Origin of the sequence: Streptomyces sp. NBC_01439 (genome assembly GCF_036227605.1) — a bacterium.
Classification (GTDB): Bacteria; Actinomycetota; Actinomycetes; order Streptomycetales; family Streptomycetaceae; genus Streptomyces.
Map to the genome: position 1 here is coordinate 3,499,157 of NZ_CP109487.1, position 17,785 is coordinate 3,516,941.

Below are 17,785 nucleotides of genomic sequence, written 5' to 3' on the forward strand. Positions count from 1 at the left end.
ACCCCGCCGGAGCGGGACACCGGGCCGCGTGCACGGGTCAGGCCGCCGCGACGACCGCGGCCTCCGCCCGGGCCAGGGCGAGCTCCAGGACCTGGCGCACGTCCGTCACCGGGTGCACCTCCAGCTTCTCCAGCACCTCGGCCGGGACGTCGTCCAGGTCGGCCTCGTTGCGCTTGGGGATGATGACGGTGGTCAGTCCGGCCCGGTGCGCCGCCAGCAGCTTCTGCTTCACCCCGCCGATGGGCAGGACGCGCCCGGTCAGCGAGACCTCGCCGGTCATGGCCACGTCCGTGCGCACCTGCCGCCCGGAGAGCAGCGAGGCGAGGGCGGTGGTCATGGTGATGCCCGCGCTCGGGCCGTCCTTGGGCACGGCGCCCGCCGGGAAGTGGATGTGCACGCCCCGGTCCTTCAGGTCGGCGACCGGGAGCTCCAGTTCGGCGCCGTGGGAGCGCAGGAAGCTCAGGGCGATCTGCGCCGACTCCTTCATGACGTCGCCGAGCTGGCCGGTGAGGGTCAGGCCGGCCGCGCCCGTTTCCGGGTCGGCCAGCGAGGCCTCCACGAACAGCACGTCGCCGCCCGCGCCGGTGACCGCGAGGCCGGTGGCCACGCCGGGGACGGCGGTGCGCCGCTCGGCCGGGTCCTGGGCGGACTCCGGTACGTGGTGCGGGCGCCCGATCAGGGCCCGCAGGTCGTCGGCGCCGATGCTCAGGGGCAGCTCCCGCTCGCCCAGTTCGTGCTGCGAGGCGACCTTGCGCAGCAGGCGGGCGAGGGACCGCTCCAGGGTGCGTACGCCCGCCTCGCGGGTGTACTCCCCGGCCAGCTTGCGCAGGGCGTCCTCCTCCAGGACCACCTCGTCGGAGCCGAGCCCGGCCCGCTCCAGTTGGCGCGGCAGCAGGTGGTCGCGGGCGATGACGACCTTCTCGTCCTCGGTGTACCCGTCGAGCCGGACGAGCTCCATCCGGTCGGCCAGGGCCTCGGGGATGGCCTCCATGACGTTGGCGGTGGCCAGGAAGACGACGTCGCTGAGGTCCAGTTCCACCTCCAGGTAGTGGTCGCGGAAGGTGTGGTTCTGTGCCGGGTCGAGGACCTCCAGCAGGGCGGCCGCCGGGTCTCCCCGGAAGTCGGAGCCCACCTTGTCGATCTCGTCGAGGAGGACCACCGGGTTCATCGAGCCGGCTTCCTTGATCGCCCGGACGATCCGGCCGGGGAGGGCGCCGACGTAGGTGCGGCGGTGGCCGCGGATCTCGGCTTCGTCGCGGACGCCGCCGAGGGCGACGCGGACGAACTTGCGGCCCATGGCGTGGGCCACGCTCTCGCCGAGCGAGGTCTTTCCGACACCGGGCGGACCCACGAGCGCGAGCACGGCGCCCCCTCGTCGGCCGCCGATGACGCCCATGCCGCGCTCGCCGCGCCGCTTGCGGACGGCGAGGTATTCGGTGATGCGGTCCTTCACGTCTCCGAGGCCGGCGTGCTCGGCGTCGAGCACGGCCCTGGCCCCCCGGATGTCGTACGCGTCTTCGGTGCGCTCGTTCCAGGGCAGTTCCAGCACGGTGTCCAGCCAGGTCCGGATCCAGGACCCCTCCGGGCTCTGGTCGCTGGCCCGCTCCAGCTTCTCGACCTCCTTGAGCGCGGCCTCCCGGACCTTCTCGGGGAGGTCGGCGGCCTCGACGCGGGCGCGGTAGTCGTCGGACTCCTCGCCGTCCTTCTCGCCGTTCAGCTCGCGCAGTTCCTTGCGCACGGCCTCCAGCTGCCGCCGGAGCAGGAACTCGCGCTGCTGCTTGTCGACGCCGTCCTGGACGTCCTTGGCGATGGACTCGGCCACGTCCTGCTCGGCGAGGTGGTCGCTGAGCGCCTTGACGGCGAGCTTGAGGCGGGCGACCGGGTCGGCGGTCTCCAGCAGTTCGACCTTCTGCTCGACCGTCAGGAAGGGCGAGTAGCCGGAGTTGTCGGCGAGCGCGGAGACGCCTTCGATCTGCTGGACCCGGTCCACGACCTGCCAGGCGCCGCGTTTCTTGAGCCAGCTGGTGGCGAGTGCCTTGTACTCCTTGACGAGCTCGGTAACCGCCCCGGGCAGCGGATCGGGCACCGTTTCGTCGACGGTCTCGCCCTCGACCCAGAGCGCTGCTCCCGGGCCGGTGGTCCCGGCTCCGATGCGGACCCGGCCGAGGCCGCGGATGAGCGCCCCGGGGTCCCCGCCGGACAGTCGGCCGACCTGCTCGACGGTGCCGAGCACACCGGTCCCGGCGTACGTCCCGTCGATGCGCGGCACGAGCAGGACCCGGGGTTTGCCGCTGCCGCTCTTCCCGGCGGCGGCCTGCGCCGCCTCCACGGCGGCGCGTACCTCGGCGTCGGAGAGGTCCAGCGGTACGACCATTCCGGGCAGCACGACCTCGTCGTCGAGCGGCAGTACGGGCAGGGTGAGTGTGACGGACGTCGAAGCCATGATCTTCCCTCCGGCAGTGAAGTTGAGCTCTGCCGACTCAATGCATCTGCGCCTCCCGATGTTCCCCAAGCCCCGTTCGCCGGGGGCGAACGCAGCCGGCCCGTCCTAAGTAGGAAGGCACCATCTGGCGCAGCACACGCACCGACGACCTCATGCGCGATGAAGTCGCGAAGAAGCGCCGGGCTCCCGAAGGAACCGATTAAGAGGTGGTTGCTACGGGGAAGAGGACGTCGAGCCGAGGAGTCCCAGCCGTCACCGTGGCTTCTACGGTGACGGTCTCTTCTTCGACCTTCGCGCATGCGTCCTGGACGGCTTCCAGGGCCTCGTGGAACGCCTCCCCACAGCCGTCCTCCTGGCCTGTCAGCTCGTCGAATACCTCCTGGGCCACGTAGTCGAGCTCCTCCCATTCCGGCCACTCGTCGTCGCACCACTCCCGCGGGTGCCGTCCCACCAGGGCCCGCACCTCGGCAACGTCAGCGAGGGCGTCCGGATCAGCAAGCACCGCTCGGTACGTTTCGCGCCCCTGGGCCACCAGCCAGAGCGCGAAGTAGTCGAAGCCGTCGTCGGAGCACAAGCCGCCCTCAATCCGGCCCACCGCCCGCCACAGTGCGCCCGTGGTGACCGCCGCGCACGCAACTTCCAGACGCGCCTGAAACTCCACGCCCTCGACGGCCGGCCGGCGACGCAACTCCCCACGCAGCCACTCCAGCCGTTCATGCCGGTCACCGGGGTGACAACTCAGCCCGTCCATGAGCGCCCAGAAGGTCTTCTCGTCCATGCGGCACAGCATCACAACCACCACTGACAAACCCCGGAGCCCTTGTCAGAGCGGACGGAAATCGAAAAGTAGACCAGCAAAAGACCTCATGCCTCGGCGCAACCCAACTCTTCGCCCCGCAGCTAGGACGTCGGAGCCGACGCAATACGAAACGGCACCCGCCATGGCCCGTCCTTTGACGTGGATCTCTTCGTGTCGGCGGGTGCATCTACGCTCCCGTTCATGCACATGGATGATCTTGCCTGGCAGGCGGGCAACTTCGGCGGCATCGCCCCGAGAAGCGTGGACCTCCTGTTGGAGCACGGCCACCTGGAACTGGTGATCCAAGCGGCGGCGGAACGCGGCGAGTGGTTCTGTGCGGAAGGCGCGGTGGAGGAGTTGTGCCGGGGAGGGGAGTTCGACCGGGCGCTGAAGGTCATGGAGCCGTTCGTCGCAACCGGGTGGCCGACCGCCTTGTGGGCGAAGGCTGACGTCTTGCTCCGGTCGGGACGGCCGCAGGAAGCACTGGACCTGGTACGCCCGGACGCAGCCGGTGGGACCTCGAAAGCCGAGTCCCATGACTTCGCCGGTTTGCTCGCCAGGGCAGGGCGCGTCGGCGAGGCCGTCGAGCTACTCGTCCCGCACATCGACGGATGGTGGACCCTGTCCGTCCTCGTGGAGATCACCGAAGGCCGGGACCGTGACGAGCAGGTGCTGCAGCTGATCGCCCCGCACGCCGACAGTGCGCGCCGCGCCCGGGGCGAGAGCCGGTGGAATCACCCCTTCGACAACGCGCAGGAACTCCAGGCCCAGGTGTTGGAGCGCGCGGGCCATGCCGACGAAGCGATCCGGATCCTCGGTCAGGACATAGCCGGACGCAATTACCTGACGCAGAACACCCTCACCGCCTATGCCGGGCTGCTGTCGCGTCATGGTCGGCTCGACGAGCTGCGCGAGCTGGCCACCGGGCAGGACGCGCGCGCCGTCCTGGACCTTTACGCCGGTGCCCTTCGCGACCACGGCCGGGCCGAGGAAGCCGAGACCGTGATGCGCGAAGCCATTGCCGCCGACGACTGGGTCGGGTACCGGGCTTGGCTCTCCTCGACCTTGCTGCGGGACGGCCGACTGGACGACGCGATCTCCGTGGCCGAACCCGGCTTCGGCTGGTACGACTGCTCCAACCTCCTGGCCCCGCTCGTCCTCCCGCTTCTCCACCGCCCCGAGGAGCTGATGCACCTGGTGGAGCACCCCAGCGTCGTGCCCCACCATGACCACGAGGAGTTCCAGCTCGGGTGGCGGGCCTTGGCGCTCGCCGGACTTGGTCGCCTCGACGAGGCGATCGCCCTGGCCGAGGCCGACCCGCGCCCCTGGACCGACCCCCGCATCGTCAAGGCCCACCTCCTCAGCACGGCCGGCCGGTTCGATGCTGCCGCTGCCGAACTGCGATCCCTCGGCACGATCAAGGCACGTGAAGAACTGTGCGAGCTCTTGGTCCGGCAAGGGCGGGCCGCCGAGGCGATCGCCGTCCACCCCACCGCGGCCGAGCAGCGAGCTGCCAAACCGAAGCCCGTACCCGTCCCTCTGGACGAACACGGGTACTCCTTGGAGCCCCCCTTCTAGGAGTGGCAGGCCGCCACCAGGTCTGCGGGCGGGGCTGGCTCACCTCACGCGCCCTACCGGGGGGGCTCACATCGGATCGGACATCAGACCGCGGAGATGCGGATGTTGCCCGACGTGGTCTCCACCGAGATGCGGGAGGAGGCCGAGGCGTCGTCGGGGAGGGTGACGTCGCGGTCGCCGGAGTCGGTGGAGACCTTGATCCGGTACGGGTCCTGCGGGGCCTTCAGGGTGACGTCGCCCGAGCTGGTTTCCGCGAGCACCGATGACGGGGCCTTCGTGAAGTCCAGGCGTGCGTCGCCCGAGGACGAGCGGATCTCGGCGCTGGGGCCGGTCAGGCCGGTGGCGGTGATCCCGCCCGAGGAGGTGCGGACCTTCAGCGGGCCGCCGATCCGGTCGGCCGTGACGTTCCCGGAATCGGCCTCCACCTCGGCCCCCGCTACCCCCGTCACCGTGATGGCGCCGCTGGAGCTCTCCAGCTCGACCGTGGCCGCGGCCGGTACCTCCAGTCGGTAGTCGACGTAGCAGTTCCCGGAGCAGTTGTTGCTGAAGGTCAGTACGCCTCCGGTGACCTTCTGGCCGGTCTTCGGAACGGTGTCCCCGCGGTAGTGGACGGTGCGGTGGACCGTGACTCCGGGGCCGGTCCCGGGGGTGACGTCGATCGAGCCGGACCGGGCCCCCGTCACCTTCACCGCCTTGACCGCCTCGGTGACCGTGGCATCGGCGCTCGCCGTCTTGTAGGCGTCGTCCGCGAGGGCGCCGCCGGAGAAGGAGCAGCCGGCCAGGAGGAGGCCGGCGCCGAGGGCGGCGATCGCGGTGCGGGACGTGCGGGCGGACGTGGTGGAGGAGGTCATGGACCGATTCTGGGTCGGCAGCCCGTCCCGGGCCGATGGGGCACGTACCCGAACCCCCGGTGGGGTTAACCCCCGTTCCCCGTCCACTCCCCGTCCGCTACGGGCCGGTGGTCACGGGGAATTCCGAGGGCGTGCCGGGCGCACCGGGCAGTCCCCACTCGCTCCAGGAACCGTCGTACACCGCGATCTCCTCGTACCCGGCGAGGTCGGCGCCGAGGGCCAGCACGCAGGCGGTCACCCCGGACCCGCAGCTGAAGTAGAGCCGGTCCCGGTCCCCCGTCAGCGCCCTGAAGGCCGCGCGCAGTTCCCCGGCCGGTCGCATCAGACCGCTCGGGTCCTGGAGTTCGGCGAACGGCAGGTTGACCGCACCCGGCATGTGGCCGCTGCGCAGGCCCGGGCGGGGTTCGGGGGCGGTACCGGCGAAGCGTTCCCGCGTGCGGGCGTCGAGGACGGCCGCGGCCGGGTCGGCCAGGGCCCGCGCGATGGTGGCGCCGTCGACGAGCAGCCCGGCCCGGGGCCGGGCGGTGAAGGAGCCGCGCGGACCCCTGTACGCGGGGCCGGTGGCCGAGGTCGGCAGGCCGGCGGCGGTCCAGGCGGGCAGTCCCCCGTCGAGGACGGCGGCCCGGTCGAAGCCCATGGCGCGCAGCATCCACCAGGCGCGGGCGCTGGAGTAGATGCCGGCCCCGTCGTAGACGACGACGGTGTCCGCGTCCTCGACACCGAGGACGCGCATCGCCTCGGTGAACTCCGGGGCCCCGGGCACGGTGTGCGGGGTGGGGGCGGTGTGGTCGGACAGGGGCCCGTCGAGGTCGAACGGGCGGGCGCCCGGGATCCGGTGGGACGCGGCGCGGTGGGCGCCGACCGAGGCGTCGAAGAGGACCAGGCCGGGCGCACCCAGTCGCTCGGCGAGCCAGTCGACCCCGACGAGCGGTCCGGGAAGGGGCCCGATCAGCACTTCGGGCCGTGCCACGGGCAGGGTTTCGGGCCGTGCCACGGGCAGAGCTTCGGGCCGTGCTTCGGGCCGTGCTTCGGGCCGTGCTTCGGACGCGGCGTCCTGGGGCTGGGTCATGCGGCACCTCCGGCTGTACGACACGGGTCGCCCCATCCTCCGCCGTGGCCCGCACCGGCTTCCCGTCCGGGGGTCAACCGCAGCCGCCCGGCCGGGCGTAGACCGCCACCCGGGCGCCGCGCACCCCGGTCATCGAGCACAGGTCGAAGCGGGCGGCCAGTTCCTCCCGCTTGACCGCCTCCCGCGGGTACGGGTCCAGCGGCTGACCGGCCGGGTCCGACAGCACGATCACCCGGGGCGAGGCCAGCAGTGCCGCGCGGATCCGGTCCGGGGGCAGCTCGGTGCCCTGGAGGCTGTGCGAGGCCGCCGGGGTGCGGTCCAGGGCCACGTCGCGCAGTTCTCCGTAGAGCTCGGGCGAGGACAGCAGCCACTCGCGCCTGCGCGAGGGCGTGAACAGCACCGCGTCCCCCGGCCGGGCCCGCTCCCGGACCGCGGCGGCCACCGCGAGCACGTCGTCCTTGCGGCTCTCGGGCGTGCGCAGCCACACCGACCAGAGGCCGAACGGCACCAGGAGCGCGCCCGCCAGCACCCACGGCCACCACCCGCGGGCCCGCGCGAGCCGGACCCCCGCCAGCAGGGCGAGCCCGGCCAGCGCGTAGATCACGTACCGGTCGACGTACCAGGGGTTGAACAGGGAGATCACCATCAGTACCCCGGGCGGCAACAGGACGAGCGGGAGCGCCACCCGTACGAGGTCGGGCGGAGCGCCCCGCGCGAGCAGCAGGGCCGCGGCGGCCACCACCCCGTACGCCACCCAGTCCTGCCAGCTGGGCCGCCCGAGCCAGCCGAGTTGCTGCTCGGCCTGCCGGGCGCTCACCACGGCCAGCGGCAGCAGCAGGACCAGCAGGACGGCGGCGCTCCGGCGCCAGCCGCGCGAGCGCCACGCGGTGAAGGCGTGGGCGAGCAGGGCGAGCGCGGCGAACTCGTGCAACCAGCAACCGATCAGCAGCACCACCGTGTACGCCAGCCACCGCTCGCGCAGCATCAGGTACGTCGCCCACGCCACGGCGGCCGCGACCATGGCGTACGAGCGCCCCTCCTGGGCGTACATCTGCACGGGGGGCAGTACGGCGTACGCGCAGCCCGAGAGCAGTGCGGCCCGCTCCCCCGCGAGCCGGTGGGCGACGGCGGCGACCCCGGCGGCCGCGAGGGCGGTGGCGACGACGGAGGGCAGCCGCAGCGCCCACAGGCCGCCCTCCCACGCCTGGAACACCCCGTGCACGAGCACGTAGTGCAGGCCGTGGACGGCGTCGACCCGGCCGAGCAGCTCGACGATCCCGCCGAGCGGCCGGTGGGCCACCTGCCAGGTGACGGACTCGTCGCGCCACATGCTGCCGCCCCGTTCCAGGCCCCACAGGCCGAGGAGCACGGCCAGCAGCGGCGGGAGCAGGCGCCAGGGGGCGATCCGGCTGATGTCGGCCTCCGCGTGCGGTCGGGACGGGTGTCGCAACGGGTGTGCGGACTCCATACTCGGTGGTGGACCCGAGTCCCCGCGGAGGTGGGTGTGCACGCGTTGAGAACGGTTGCGGTGGCAGTACTGGGCGCAGCGGTCCTAGCGGGCTGCGGGCCTTCGGGCACCGCGGGCGGCGACGACCCGGCCCCGAAGCCCTCCACGGAGCCGGGCACGAGCGCGAGCGCGTCCGTGGACCCGAGCGCGGGCACCCGTACGAGCCCGGGTACGAGCCCGGGCGCGAGCACGGGCGCGAGCACGGGCGCGACGGCCGACCCGACCACGAGCCCCACGGCCGGCCGGGTCCCCGCCCCCGGCGAGACCTTGGTCCGGGTGACCCGTACCGGCGGCTTCGCCGGGCAGACCCACACCCTCATCGTCAAGGGCGACGGCTCCTTCACCCGGCTGGACGCCGGGGCGAAGCCGACGGGCACCGGCAAGCTGACCGGAGCGGAGCTCGCGCGCCTGCGCACCGCACTCCGGGAGGCCGACTTCGCCCGGCTGCCGCGGGTCGCGACCGGCGGCCCCACCATCTACGACGGGTACTACTACGCCTTCGTCCACGACGGCCACGAGGTGACGAGCGACCAGGGGTCCCTGCCGGAGGTCCTGGCGAAGGTGCTGGACGCGCTGCCCGCGTTCACCGGCGGCACCGACGCTCCCTAGCCCGGGTCGACCCGGGGCGCAGCCGAGACGTCCCGCAGCAGCCGGTCCAGGAATCCGCGCAGCCCGGCCGGCATGTCCACGCTGCCGGGCGCCAGCACCCACTGGATCTGCAGGCCGCCCATGACGGCGAGGACCTCACGGCCGACGGCCTCGCAGTCGGTGTCCGGGCGCAGTTCGCCGCGTGCGACGCCGGCCTCCAGCAGTTCGACGGTGTAGCCGAGCACCCGGGCGTAGCGCTGGGTGAAGTACGCGTGTGCGGGGTGCTCCGGGTTGCCGGATTCGCCGACCAGGGTGTTGAACATCCGGACGATGCCGGGCCGCCGCTCGTTGTCGGCGGCGAGCTCCACGACGGTGGCGAAGTGGGCGGCGACCGACTCGGCGGGCGCGCTGAACAGACGCTCGACGTCGTGCTGCTCGCTCTGGGCCAGGACCGAGAGCAGCAGGTCCTCCTTGCCGCGGAAATGGTGCAGCAGTCCGCCCTGGGTGATCCCGCAGTCGGCGGCGATGCGGGCCAGCGAGGAGGCGTTGAAGCCCCACTGCGCGAAGTGCTCGACGGCGGTGTCGAGGATCTTCTGCCGCCGGGCGTCGCCCACCGCGTAGGTCCCCCGGGCCGAGCCCTTCGTCGCCTTTACGGCCCTTGCGGCCCCTGCCGTCCCTGCGACCCGTGCCGCCCCTGCGGCCCCTGCGGCCCCTGCGGCCGGCCGCTCCGTCCGCCCCGTGTCCTGTGCCATGCGGACAGCCTAGGTCTCAGCCCTTTCCGACCGTCCGGCCCGTGTGACCCGGCTCACTTTTTAAAAACCTAGCAGGTGCATGGTTTTCGACTCTACCGTGGCCGTGCCGATCCGCCGGTCACGTGCTCCAGGAGCCCGCCATGAACGCGACGCCCGATTACCGAGACGCTGCGCTGCCCGTGGGCCGCCGCGTGGCGGACCTGCTCTCCCGGATGACCCTGGAGGAGAAGGCAGGCCAGCTCTTCCACTCGATGCTGATGATGAACGCGGACGGCACCCCGGTCACCGAGACCGACGGCTCGATGCTCCCCTTCACCACGCCCGAGCTGGTCGAGGACCGCTTCCTCACCCACTTCAACCTGCTCGGCACCTACGGGGCCCGCGAGATGGCCCGGTGGCAGAACGCCGTCCAGGAGATGGCCGCGGCCACCCGCCTCGGCATCCCGGTCACCCTCTCCACCGACCCGCGCCACACCTTCACCGACAACATCGGCGCGTCCTTCAACTCCGGCGCCTTCTCCGCCTGGCCGGAGGCGCTGGGTCTGGCCGCCATCGGCGACCCCGAGCTCGTCCACCGGTTCGCCGACACCGTCCGCCGCGAGTACCTCGCCGTCGGCTTCCGCGTCGCCCTGCACCCGCAGATCGACCTGGCCAGCGAACCCCGCTGGGCCCGCCAGTCCGGCACCTTCGGCTCGGACGCCCGGCTGACGGGCGAGCTCGTGGCGGCGTACGTGCGCGGCCTGCAGGGCCCAAGCCTCGGACCCGGTTCGGTCTCCGCGATGGTCAAGCACTTCCCCGGCGGCGGCCCCCAGAAGGACGGCGAGGACCCGCACTTCGCGCACGGCAAGGAGCAGGTCTATCCGGGCGGCATGCGCGAGCACCACCTGGAGCCGTTCCGGGCGGCGATCGCCGCCGGGTGCGCGCAGATGATGCCGTACTACGGCCAGCCGATGGGCACGGACTGGGAGGAGGTCGGCTTCGACTTCAACAAGGGCCTGGTCACCGGCCTGCTCCGCGAGGAGCTCGGCTTCGAGGGGATCGTCTGCGCCGACTGGGGGCTGCTCAACGACGCGACGATCTTCGGGCAGGTGCACCCGGCGCGCGCCTGGGGCCTGGAGCACCTGGGCGTGGCCGAGCGGGCGGCCCGGCGGCCTGGAGGCCGGCTGCGACCAGTTCGGCGGCGAGCAGTGCCCCGAGGTGATCGTGGAACTGGTCCGCTCGGGCCGCGTCGCGGAGTCCCGGATCGACGACTCGGTGCGCCGCCTGCTGCGGGAGAAGTTCACGCTCGGCCTGTTCGAGAACCCGTACGTGGACCCGGACGCGGCGGCCGAGATCGTCGGCCGGTCCGACTTCACGGCCCTGGGGGCCGCGGCCCAGCGCCGCTCCCTCACCGTCCTGACCAACCCGGACGGCCTGCTCCCGCTCACCACGGGGCCGAAGCTGTACGTGCGGAACGTGGACACGGCCGTCGCCGCCGAATACGGCGAGGTCGTCGGCGACCCGGCCGACGCGGATCTCGCCGTACTGCGACTGCGGACCCCGTACGAGCCCCGCGAGAACGTCTTCGAGTCCTACTTCCACTCGGGTTCGCTGGCCTTCCCCGAGCCCGAGCTGACCCGGATCCTGGCCCTGCTGGACCGGGTACCGACCCTGGTCTGCATCAACCTGGAGCGGGCCGCCGTCATCCCGGAAATCGCCGAGCGCGCGGCGGCCCTGATCGCCGACTACGGGGCCGGCGACGCGGCACTGCTGGACGTGGCCTTCGGCCGCGCCGCCCCCGGGGGCCGCCTCCCCTTCGAGCTCCCCCGCTCGATGAAGGCCGTCGAAGCCTCCCGTCCCGATGTGCCGAACGACACGCTCGACCCGGTCTTCCCGCACGGCCACGGGCTGACCCTCTAGCGGCCCGGGGCGCCCGTGGACACCCTCCGAGCACCCTCCGAACACCCGCCCGGGTACCCCTAGGGGGCCAAGAACGGCGAGGCACCTGACCGGTCTCGCCCGCCGGGTGCCGGCCCCCTGGGGGAACCGGCACCCGGTATCGCGCATTCCGCTTATCGCGGTCCCGTACATATGCCATGTCCGAACCCCACGTAGCCGCAGGCCGACGCCTCCTCTACGCTGCACCCCATTCACGCGGGATCTTCAGGGGCGGACATGGAACAGACACACACCACCCATCAGAGCGCCGCGGCGACACCAGGCGCCCAACGGCGTGTGCTGGTCGTCGAGGACGACCACACCATCGCCGAGGCCATCGCGGCCCGCCTGCGCGCGGAGGGCTTCCAGGTGCAGACCGCCGGCGACGGCCCCTCGGCCGTGGCGGCAGCCGAGAGCTGGCTGCCCGAGCTACTGGTCCTCGACATCATGCTGCCCGGCTTCGACGGCCTGGAGGTCTGCCGCCGGGTCCAGGCCCAGCGGCCCGTGCCGGTCCTCATGCTCACCGCGCGCGACGACGAGACCGACCTGCTGGTCGGGCTCGGGGTCGGGGCGGACGACTACATGACCAAGCCGTTCTCGATGCGCGAGCTGGCCGCCCGGGTCCACGTCCTGCTGCGGCGCGTGGAGCGGGCCACCATGGCCGCGCACACCCCGCGCGGGGCCACCCTGCGCCTGGGCGATCTGGAGATCGACCACGCGCAGCGCCGGGTCCGGGTGCACACCGAGGACGTGCACCTGACCCCCACCGAGTTCGACCTGCTGGTGTGCCTGGCCGGGACCCCGCGGGCGGTGCTCTCCCGGGAGCAGTTGCTGGCCGAGGTGTGGGACTGGGCCGACGCCTCCGGGACCCGTACCGTCGACAGTCACATCAAGGCCCTGCGCCGCAAGATCGGCGCGGAGCGGATCCGCACGGTCCACGGCGTCGGGTACGCCCTGGAGACCCCGGCCCAGGCATGAGCGGCCCGCCGAACCGGCTGCGGCCACGGCAACGGCCTCCGGTGGGGCTGCGGCCCTTCTCGCCCTTCTCGATCAAGACCAAGCTGGGCACGCTCGTCGTGGTCTCGGTCTTCATCACGACGGGCCTGCTGCTGGTGGCCCTGCGGACCGACACCGAGCTGCGGTTCATCACGGTCTTCTCGGTGATCGCCTCGATGCTGATCACCCAGTTCGTGGCGCACAGCCTGACGGCACCGCTGGACGACATGACGACGGTGGCCCGGGCCATATCCCACGGCGACTTCACCCGGCGGGTACGCGGGGCGGGGCGCCGCGACGAACTGGGCGACCTGGCTTCCACCATCAATCTGATGGCGGACGACCTGGAGGCCGTGGACCGGCACCGCAAGGAGCTCGTCGCCAATGTCTCGCACGAGCTGCGCACGCCCATCGCGGCGCTGCGGGCCGTGCTGGAGAACGTGGTCGACGGGGTCTCGGCCGCCGATCCGGAGACCATGCGCACGATGCTGAAGCAGACCGAGCGCCTCGGCGGGCTCGTGGAGACCCTGCTGGACCTGTCCCGGGTGGACAACGGCGTGGTCCCGCTGCGCGCCCGCCGCTTCGAGGTGTGGCCGTACCTGTCGGGCGTGCTGAAGGAATCGCGGCTGGCGGCCGCCGGCCGACCGGGGCTCCTCTCCGGTTCGGGCGGGCACAGCCGCAACGACGTGCACCTGCACCTGGACGTCTTCCCGCCCGAGCTGTGGGCGCACGCGGACGCCGAGCGGCTGCACCAGGTGGTCGCAAATCTGATCGACAACGCGGTCAAGCACAGCCCTCCGCACGGCCGGGTCACGGTCCGCGCCCGGACCGGCGACGCGCCCGGAAGCCTGGTACTGGAGGTGCGGGACGAGGGCCCGGGCATCCCCGAGGCGGAGCGCCACCGCGTCTTCGAGCGGTTCAACCGGGGCAGCGCGCGCGGCGGCGACGGAGGCACCGGACTGGGCCTGGCGATCGCCCGCTGGGCCGTGGAACTGCACGGAGGCCGGATCGGGGTGGCCGAATCGTCACGCGGCTGCCGCATCCTCGTCACGCTTCCGGGCAGCTCATAGGCGCCGTGTTGACGTAGGGTTCGAGTGGGAAGGACATGATCTCGGCCACATGTAGCCGGGGTCCGTCAGGGGTGCGAAGCCAGGGGGCCGCAACCTCGGTGCCCCCTACCCGAACCAGGCTGGTTTCCCGCCATTCCACGTGATGAAACCCGCCGTTCGATGTGACCTGCGCGACGTAAGTCCCGCCCGGCCTGCATGCAGCGCCCAAGGAGGCGTAGCCTTTATTCCCGCTGTCCATACCTTGTGAAGCGGAAGAGGGCGGTTGCCGCCGTGTCGCCACAGTCCCCCAGTAACTCGAGCACCACGACCGAAGCAGCAGAGGGCGGGAAGAACCCTGCCTCAGGCTTCGGCGCCAATGAGTGGCTCGTCGACGAGATCTACCAGCAGTACCTCCAGGACCCGAATTCGGTCGACCGGGCCTGGTGGGACTTCTTCGCCGACTACAAGCCGGGGGGCGCCGTCGCTCCGGTGAAGTCGGACGGTCCCGAGAAGCCCGCGACGACGGACGGCGCCTCCGCACAGGCCGCCACCACCGTCACCGCGGCGCCGCAGGTCACCGACGCCGCCGCCACGGGGGCGGCGCGCGCCGCAGCCCCTGCCCCGACTCCTGGTGCGGGCACCGGCTCCACCGGAGCGGCTGCCGCCGCGCCGGCTTCTGCGCCCGTGTCAGCTCCTGCCCCTGCTCCTGCCACCCCCTCTGGTGCCCCTGCTGTGACTGTCACCTCCCAGGCCCCGGCCGCCGCACCGGCCGCGCCCGCCACCTCCTCCGTAGCCCCCCAAAAGGCCGCGCCCGCCACCGAGGCCCCCGCGGGCCCCGAGCTGGTGACGCTCCGCGGCCCGGCGGCTGCCGTTGCCAAGAACATGAACGCCTCCCTCGACGTGCCGACGGCCACCTCCGTCCGCGCCGTCCCGGTGAAGCTGCTGTTCGACAACCGCATCGTCATCAACAACCACCTCAAGCGCGCCCGGGGCGGGAAGATCTCCTTCACGCACCTGATCGGCTACGCGATGGTGCAGGCGATCAAGGCCATGCCGGCCATGAACTACTCCTTCGCGGAGAAGGACGGCAAGCCGACCCTGGTCAAGCCGGAGCACATCAACTTCGGTCTCGCGATCGACCTGGTGAAGCCCAACGGCGACCGTCAGCTCGTCGTCGCCGGCATCAAGAAGGCCGAGACCCTCAACTTCTTCGAGTTCTGGCAGGCCTACGAGGACATCGTCCGCCGCGCCCGTGTCGGCAAGCTGACGATGGACGACTTCACCGGCGTCACCGTCTCGCTGACCAACCCCGGCGGCCTGGGCACCGTGCACTCCGTGCCCCGCCTGATGCCCGGACAGTCGGTCATCATGGGCGTCGGCTCCATGGACTACCCCGCCGAGTTCCAGGGCACCTCGCAGGACACCCTGAACAAGCTGGGCATCTCCAAGGTCATGACCCTGACCTCGACCTACGACCACCGGGTGATCCAGGGCGCGGCCTCCGGCGAGTTCCTGCGCATCGTCGCGAACCTGCTGCTCGGCGAGGACGGCTTCTACGACGCCGTCTTCGAGTCGCTGCGCATCCCGTACGAGCCCGTCCGCTGGAACCGCGACATCGACGCCTCGCACGACGACGACGTCACGAAGGCCGCCCGCGTCTTCGAGCTGATCCACTCCTACCGGGTCCGCGGCCACGTCATGGCCGACACCGACCCGCTGGAGTACAAGCAGCGCAAGCACCCCGACCTCGACATCACCGAGCACGGCCTCACCCTGTGGGACCTGGAGCGCGAGTTCGCGGTCGGCGGCTTCTCCGGCAAGTCGATGATGAAGCTGCGCGACATCCTCGGCGTGCTGCGCGACTCGTACTGCCGCACCACCGGCGTCGAGTTCATGCACATCCAGGACCCCAAGCAGCGCCGCTGGATCCAGGACCGCATCGAGCGCCCGCACACCAAGCCGGAGCGCGAGGAGCAGCTGCGCATCCTGCGCCGCCTGAACGCGGCGGAGGCCTTCGAGACCTTCCTGCAGACGAAGTACGTCGGCCAGAAGCGCTTCTCCCTGGAGGGCGGCGAGTCCGTCATCCCGCTGCTCGACGCCGTCATCGACTCGGCCGCCGAGGCCCGCCTCGAAGAGGTCGTCATCGGCATGGCCCACCGCGGCCGCCTGAACGTGCTCGCGAACATCGTCGGCAAGTCGTACGCGCAGATCTTCCGCGAGTTCGAGGGCAACCTCGACCCGAAGTCCATGCACGGCTCCGGCGACGTCAAGTACCACCTGGGCGCCGAGGGCACCTTCACCGGCCTGGACGGCGAGCAGATCAAGGTCTCGCTCGTCGCGAACCCCTCGCACCTGGAGGCGGTCGACCCGGTCCTGGAGGGTGTCGCCCGCGCCAAGCAGGACGTCATCAACAAGGGCGGCACGGACTTCACGGTCCTGCCCCTCGCGCTCCACGGCGACGCGGCCTTCGCCGGCCAGGGTGTGGTCGCCGAGACGCTGAACATGTCGCAGCTGCGCGGCTACCGCACCGGCGGCACCGTGCACGTGGTCATCAACAACCAGGTCGGCTTCACCGCCGCCCCGGAGTCCTCGCGTTCCTCGATGTACGCGACCGACGTGGCCCGCATGATCGAGGCGCCGATCTTCCACGTGAACGGCGACGACCCGGAGGCCGTCGTCCGCGTCGCGCGGCTCGCCTTCGAGTTCCGCCAGGCGTTCAACAAGGACGTGGTCATCGACCTCATCTGCTACCGCCGCCGCGGTCACAACGAGTCCGACAACCCGGCCTTCACGCAGCCGCTGATGTACGACCTGATCGACAAGAAGCGCTCGGTGCGCAAGCTCTACACCGAGTCCCTCATCGGTCGCGGCGACATCACGCTGGAAGAGGCCGAGCAGGCGCTCCAGGACTTCCAGGGCCAGCTGGAGAAGGTCTTCGCGGAGGTCCGCGAGGCCGCCACGCAGCCCGCGATCGCCGCGCCGGCCGCCCCGGCCCCGGCCGCCGACTTCCCGGTCGCGGTGAACACCGCGATCTCCCAGGACGTCGTCAAGCGGATCGCCGAGTCCCAGGTCACCATCCCCGAGGGCGTCACCGTCCACCCGCGCCTGCTGCCGCAGCTGCAGCGCCGCGCGGCGATGATCGACGAGGGCACCATCGACTGGGGCATGGGCGAGACCCTCGCCTTCGGCTCGCTGCTGATGGAGGGCACCCCGGTCCGGCTGTCCGGCCAGGACTCCCGCCGCGGCACCTTCGGTCAGCGCCATGCGGTCCTCATCGACCGGGAGACGGGCGAGGACTACACCCCGCTCCTCTACCTGTCGGAGGACCAGGCCCGCTACAACGTCTACGACTCGCTGCTCTCCGAGTACGCGGCCATGGGCTTCGAGTACGGCTACTCGCTGGCCCGTCCGGACGCGCTGGTCCTGTGGGAGGCCCAGTTCGGTGACTTCGTCAACGGCGCGCAGACCGTCGTCGACGAGTTCATCTCCTCGGCCGAGCAGAAGTGGGGCCAGACCTCCGGCGTCACGCTGCTCCTCCCGCACGGCTACGAGGGCCAGGGCCCGGACCACTCGTCCGCGCGTCCCGAGCGCTTCCTCCAGATGTGCGCCCAGGACAACATGACGGTGGCCATGCCCACCCTGCCGTCGAACTACTTCCACCTGCTGCGCTGGCAGGTCCACAACCCGCACCACAAGCCGCTCATCGTCTTCACCCCGAAGTCGATGCTGCGCCTGAAGGCGGCGGCGTCGAAGGCGGAGGAGTTCACGAACGGTTCGTTCCGTCCGGTCATCGGTGACAGCACCGTGGACCCGAACGCGGTCCGCAAGGTCGTCTTCTGCGCCGGCAAGGTCTACTACGACCTGGAGGCCGAGCGCGAGAAGCGCGGCATCACGGACACCGCGATCATCCGCATCGAGCGGCTGTACCCGCTCGCCGGTGCGGAGCTCCAGGCGGAGATCGCGAAGTTCCCGAACGCGGCCAAGTACATCTGGGCGCAGGAGGAGCCGGCGAACCAGGGTGCGTGGCCGTTCATCGCGCTGAACCTGATCGACCACCTCGACCTGGCGGTCGGCGCGGACGTCCCGGCGGGCGAGCGCCTGCGGCGCATCTCGCGCCCGCACGGCTCGTCCCCGGCGGTGGGCTCCGCGAAGCGCCACCAGGCGGAGCAGCAGCTCCTGCTGAACGAGGTCTTCGAGGCGTAACCGCGCCCCGAGCCGGGCCGCACGAAGGCCCGG

At 71.7% G+C, this 17,785-nt stretch carries 12 protein-coding genes and 1 pseudogene; 7 read left to right on the plus strand and 6 right to left on the minus strand.

The features are described from left to right. Nucleotides 1-37 precede the first annotated feature (37 nt). Nucleotides 38-2,443, minus strand: a complete 2,406-nt coding sequence (lon, locus tag OG207_RS15065; protein ID WP_329099050.1) for an endopeptidase La — start codon at nt 2,441-2,443, stop codon at nt 38-40. A gap of 199 nt (nt 2,444-2,642) precedes the next feature. Continuing rightward, nucleotides 2,643-3,221, minus strand: a complete 579-nt coding sequence (locus OG207_RS15070; RefSeq protein ID WP_329099051.1) for a DUF4240 domain-containing protein — start codon at nt 3,219-3,221, stop codon at nt 2,643-2,645. Between the two features lie 222 nt (nt 3,222-3,443). On the opposite strand from OG207_RS15070, the gene OG207_RS15075 reads away from it, so the two are divergent. Beyond that, entirely contained in the window at nt 3,444-4,820 is a 1,377-nt protein-coding gene (locus OG207_RS15075; protein ID WP_329099052.1) for a hypothetical protein, read from the plus strand. Nucleotides 4,821-4,903: 83 nt separating this feature from the next. Here OG207_RS15075 and OG207_RS15080 read toward each other — a convergent pair whose 3' ends face one another. The 3 genes from OG207_RS15080 to OG207_RS15090 all read right to left on the minus strand — a co-directional run bounded on the left by OG207_RS15080 (nt 4,904) and on the right by OG207_RS15090 (nt 8,190). Continuing rightward, nucleotides 4,904-5,671 (minus strand): DUF4097 family beta strand repeat-containing protein, encoded by a 768-nt coding sequence (locus OG207_RS15080; protein ID WP_329099053.1) that lies wholly within the window; start codon nt 5,669-5,671, stop codon nt 4,904-4,906. A 97-nt stretch (nt 5,672-5,768) separates the two neighbouring features. Further along, a complete protein-coding gene (locus tag OG207_RS15085) occupies nt 5,769-6,740 on the minus strand; it encodes a sulfurtransferase (RefSeq protein WP_329099054.1) in 972 nt (323 codons plus the stop codon). A gap of 73 nt (nt 6,741-6,813) precedes the next feature. Next, the gene (locus OG207_RS15090) at nt 6,814-8,190 is read right to left on the minus strand and encodes a glycosyltransferase family 39 protein (protein ID WP_329099055.1); all 1,377 of its coding nucleotides are present in this window, start codon (nt 8,188-8,190) and stop codon (nt 6,814-6,816) included. Nucleotides 8,191-8,268: 78 nt separating this feature from the next. Between OG207_RS15090 and OG207_RS15095 the strand changes: the two genes are divergently transcribed. After that, nucleotides 8,269-8,856 (plus strand): hypothetical protein, encoded by a 588-nt coding sequence (locus OG207_RS15095; protein ID WP_329099056.1) that lies wholly within the window; start codon nt 8,269-8,271, stop codon nt 8,854-8,856. On the opposite strand, the gene OG207_RS15100 is transcribed toward OG207_RS15095, so the two are convergent. Next, complete coding sequence (locus OG207_RS15100) at nt 8,853-9,587, minus strand: TetR/AcrR family transcriptional regulator (RefSeq protein ID WP_329099057.1); 735 nt, start codon at nt 9,585-9,587, stop codon at nt 8,853-8,855. The two genes, OG207_RS15095 and OG207_RS15100, sit on opposite strands and share 4 nt — an antisense overlap. Before the next feature lie 416 nt (nt 9,588-10,003). Between OG207_RS15100 and OG207_RS15105 the strand changes: the two are divergent. From OG207_RS15105 to OG207_RS15125, 5 genes and pseudogenes are all read left to right on the plus strand, one after another. Beyond that, nucleotides 10,004-10,615, plus strand: a pseudogene (locus OG207_RS15105) (glycoside hydrolase family 3 N-terminal domain-containing protein); the annotation flags it as partial. 169 nt (nt 10,616-10,784) lie between these two features. Next, a complete protein-coding gene (locus OG207_RS15110; RefSeq protein WP_329099058.1) occupies nt 10,785-11,486 on the plus strand; it encodes a glycoside hydrolase family 3 C-terminal domain-containing protein in 702 nt (233 codons plus the stop codon). 255 nt (nt 11,487-11,741) lie between these two features. Further along, complete coding sequence (locus OG207_RS15115) at nt 11,742-12,482, plus strand: response regulator transcription factor (RefSeq protein WP_030011297.1); 741 nt, start codon at nt 11,742-11,744, stop codon at nt 12,480-12,482. Then, nucleotides 12,479-13,570, plus strand: coding sequence for a HAMP domain-containing sensor histidine kinase (locus OG207_RS15120; RefSeq protein ID WP_329099059.1), 1,092 nt, complete (start codon nt 12,479-12,481; stop codon nt 13,568-13,570). The genes OG207_RS15115 and OG207_RS15120 overlap by 4 nt, the downstream gene beginning before the upstream one ends. 270 nt (nt 13,571-13,840) lie before the next feature. Then, complete coding sequence (locus OG207_RS15125) at nt 13,841-17,752, plus strand: multifunctional oxoglutarate decarboxylase/oxoglutarate dehydrogenase thiamine pyrophosphate-binding subunit/dihydrolipoyllysine-residue succinyltransferase subunit (RefSeq protein ID WP_329099060.1); 3,912 nt, start codon at nt 13,841-13,843, stop codon at nt 17,750-17,752. The last annotated feature ends 33 nt before the right edge of the window (nt 17,753-17,785 follow it).

What these genes read in the sequence shown, in the direction of transcription:
- lon (WP_329099050.1), bottom strand. Translation starts at nt 2,443, where the DNA reads ATGGCTTCGACGTCCGTCACACTCACCCTGCCCGTACTGCCGCTCGAC.
- OG207_RS15070 (WP_329099051.1), bottom strand. Translation starts at nt 3,221, where the DNA reads ATGGACGAGAAGACCTTCTGGGCGCTCATGGACGGGCTGAGTTGTCAC.
- OG207_RS15075 (WP_329099052.1), top strand. Translation starts at nt 3,444, where the DNA reads ATGCACATGGATGATCTTGCCTGGCAGGCGGGCAACTTCGGCGGCATC.
- OG207_RS15080 (WP_329099053.1), bottom strand. Translation starts at nt 5,671, where the DNA reads ATGACCTCCTCCACCACGTCCGCCCGCACGTCCCGCACCGCGATCGCC.
- OG207_RS15085 (WP_329099054.1), bottom strand. Translation starts at nt 6,740, where the DNA reads ATGACCCAGCCCCAGGACGCCGCGTCCGAAGCACGGCCCGAAGCACGG.
- OG207_RS15100 (WP_329099057.1), bottom strand. Translation starts at nt 9,587, where the DNA reads ATGGCACAGGACACGGGGCGGACGGAGCGGCCGGCCGCAGGGGCCGCA.
- OG207_RS15115 (WP_030011297.1), top strand. Translation starts at nt 11,742, where the DNA reads ATGGAACAGACACACACCACCCATCAGAGCGCCGCGGCGACACCAGGC.
- OG207_RS15120 (WP_329099059.1), top strand. Translation starts at nt 12,479, where the DNA reads ATGAGCGGCCCGCCGAACCGGCTGCGGCCACGGCAACGGCCTCCGGTG.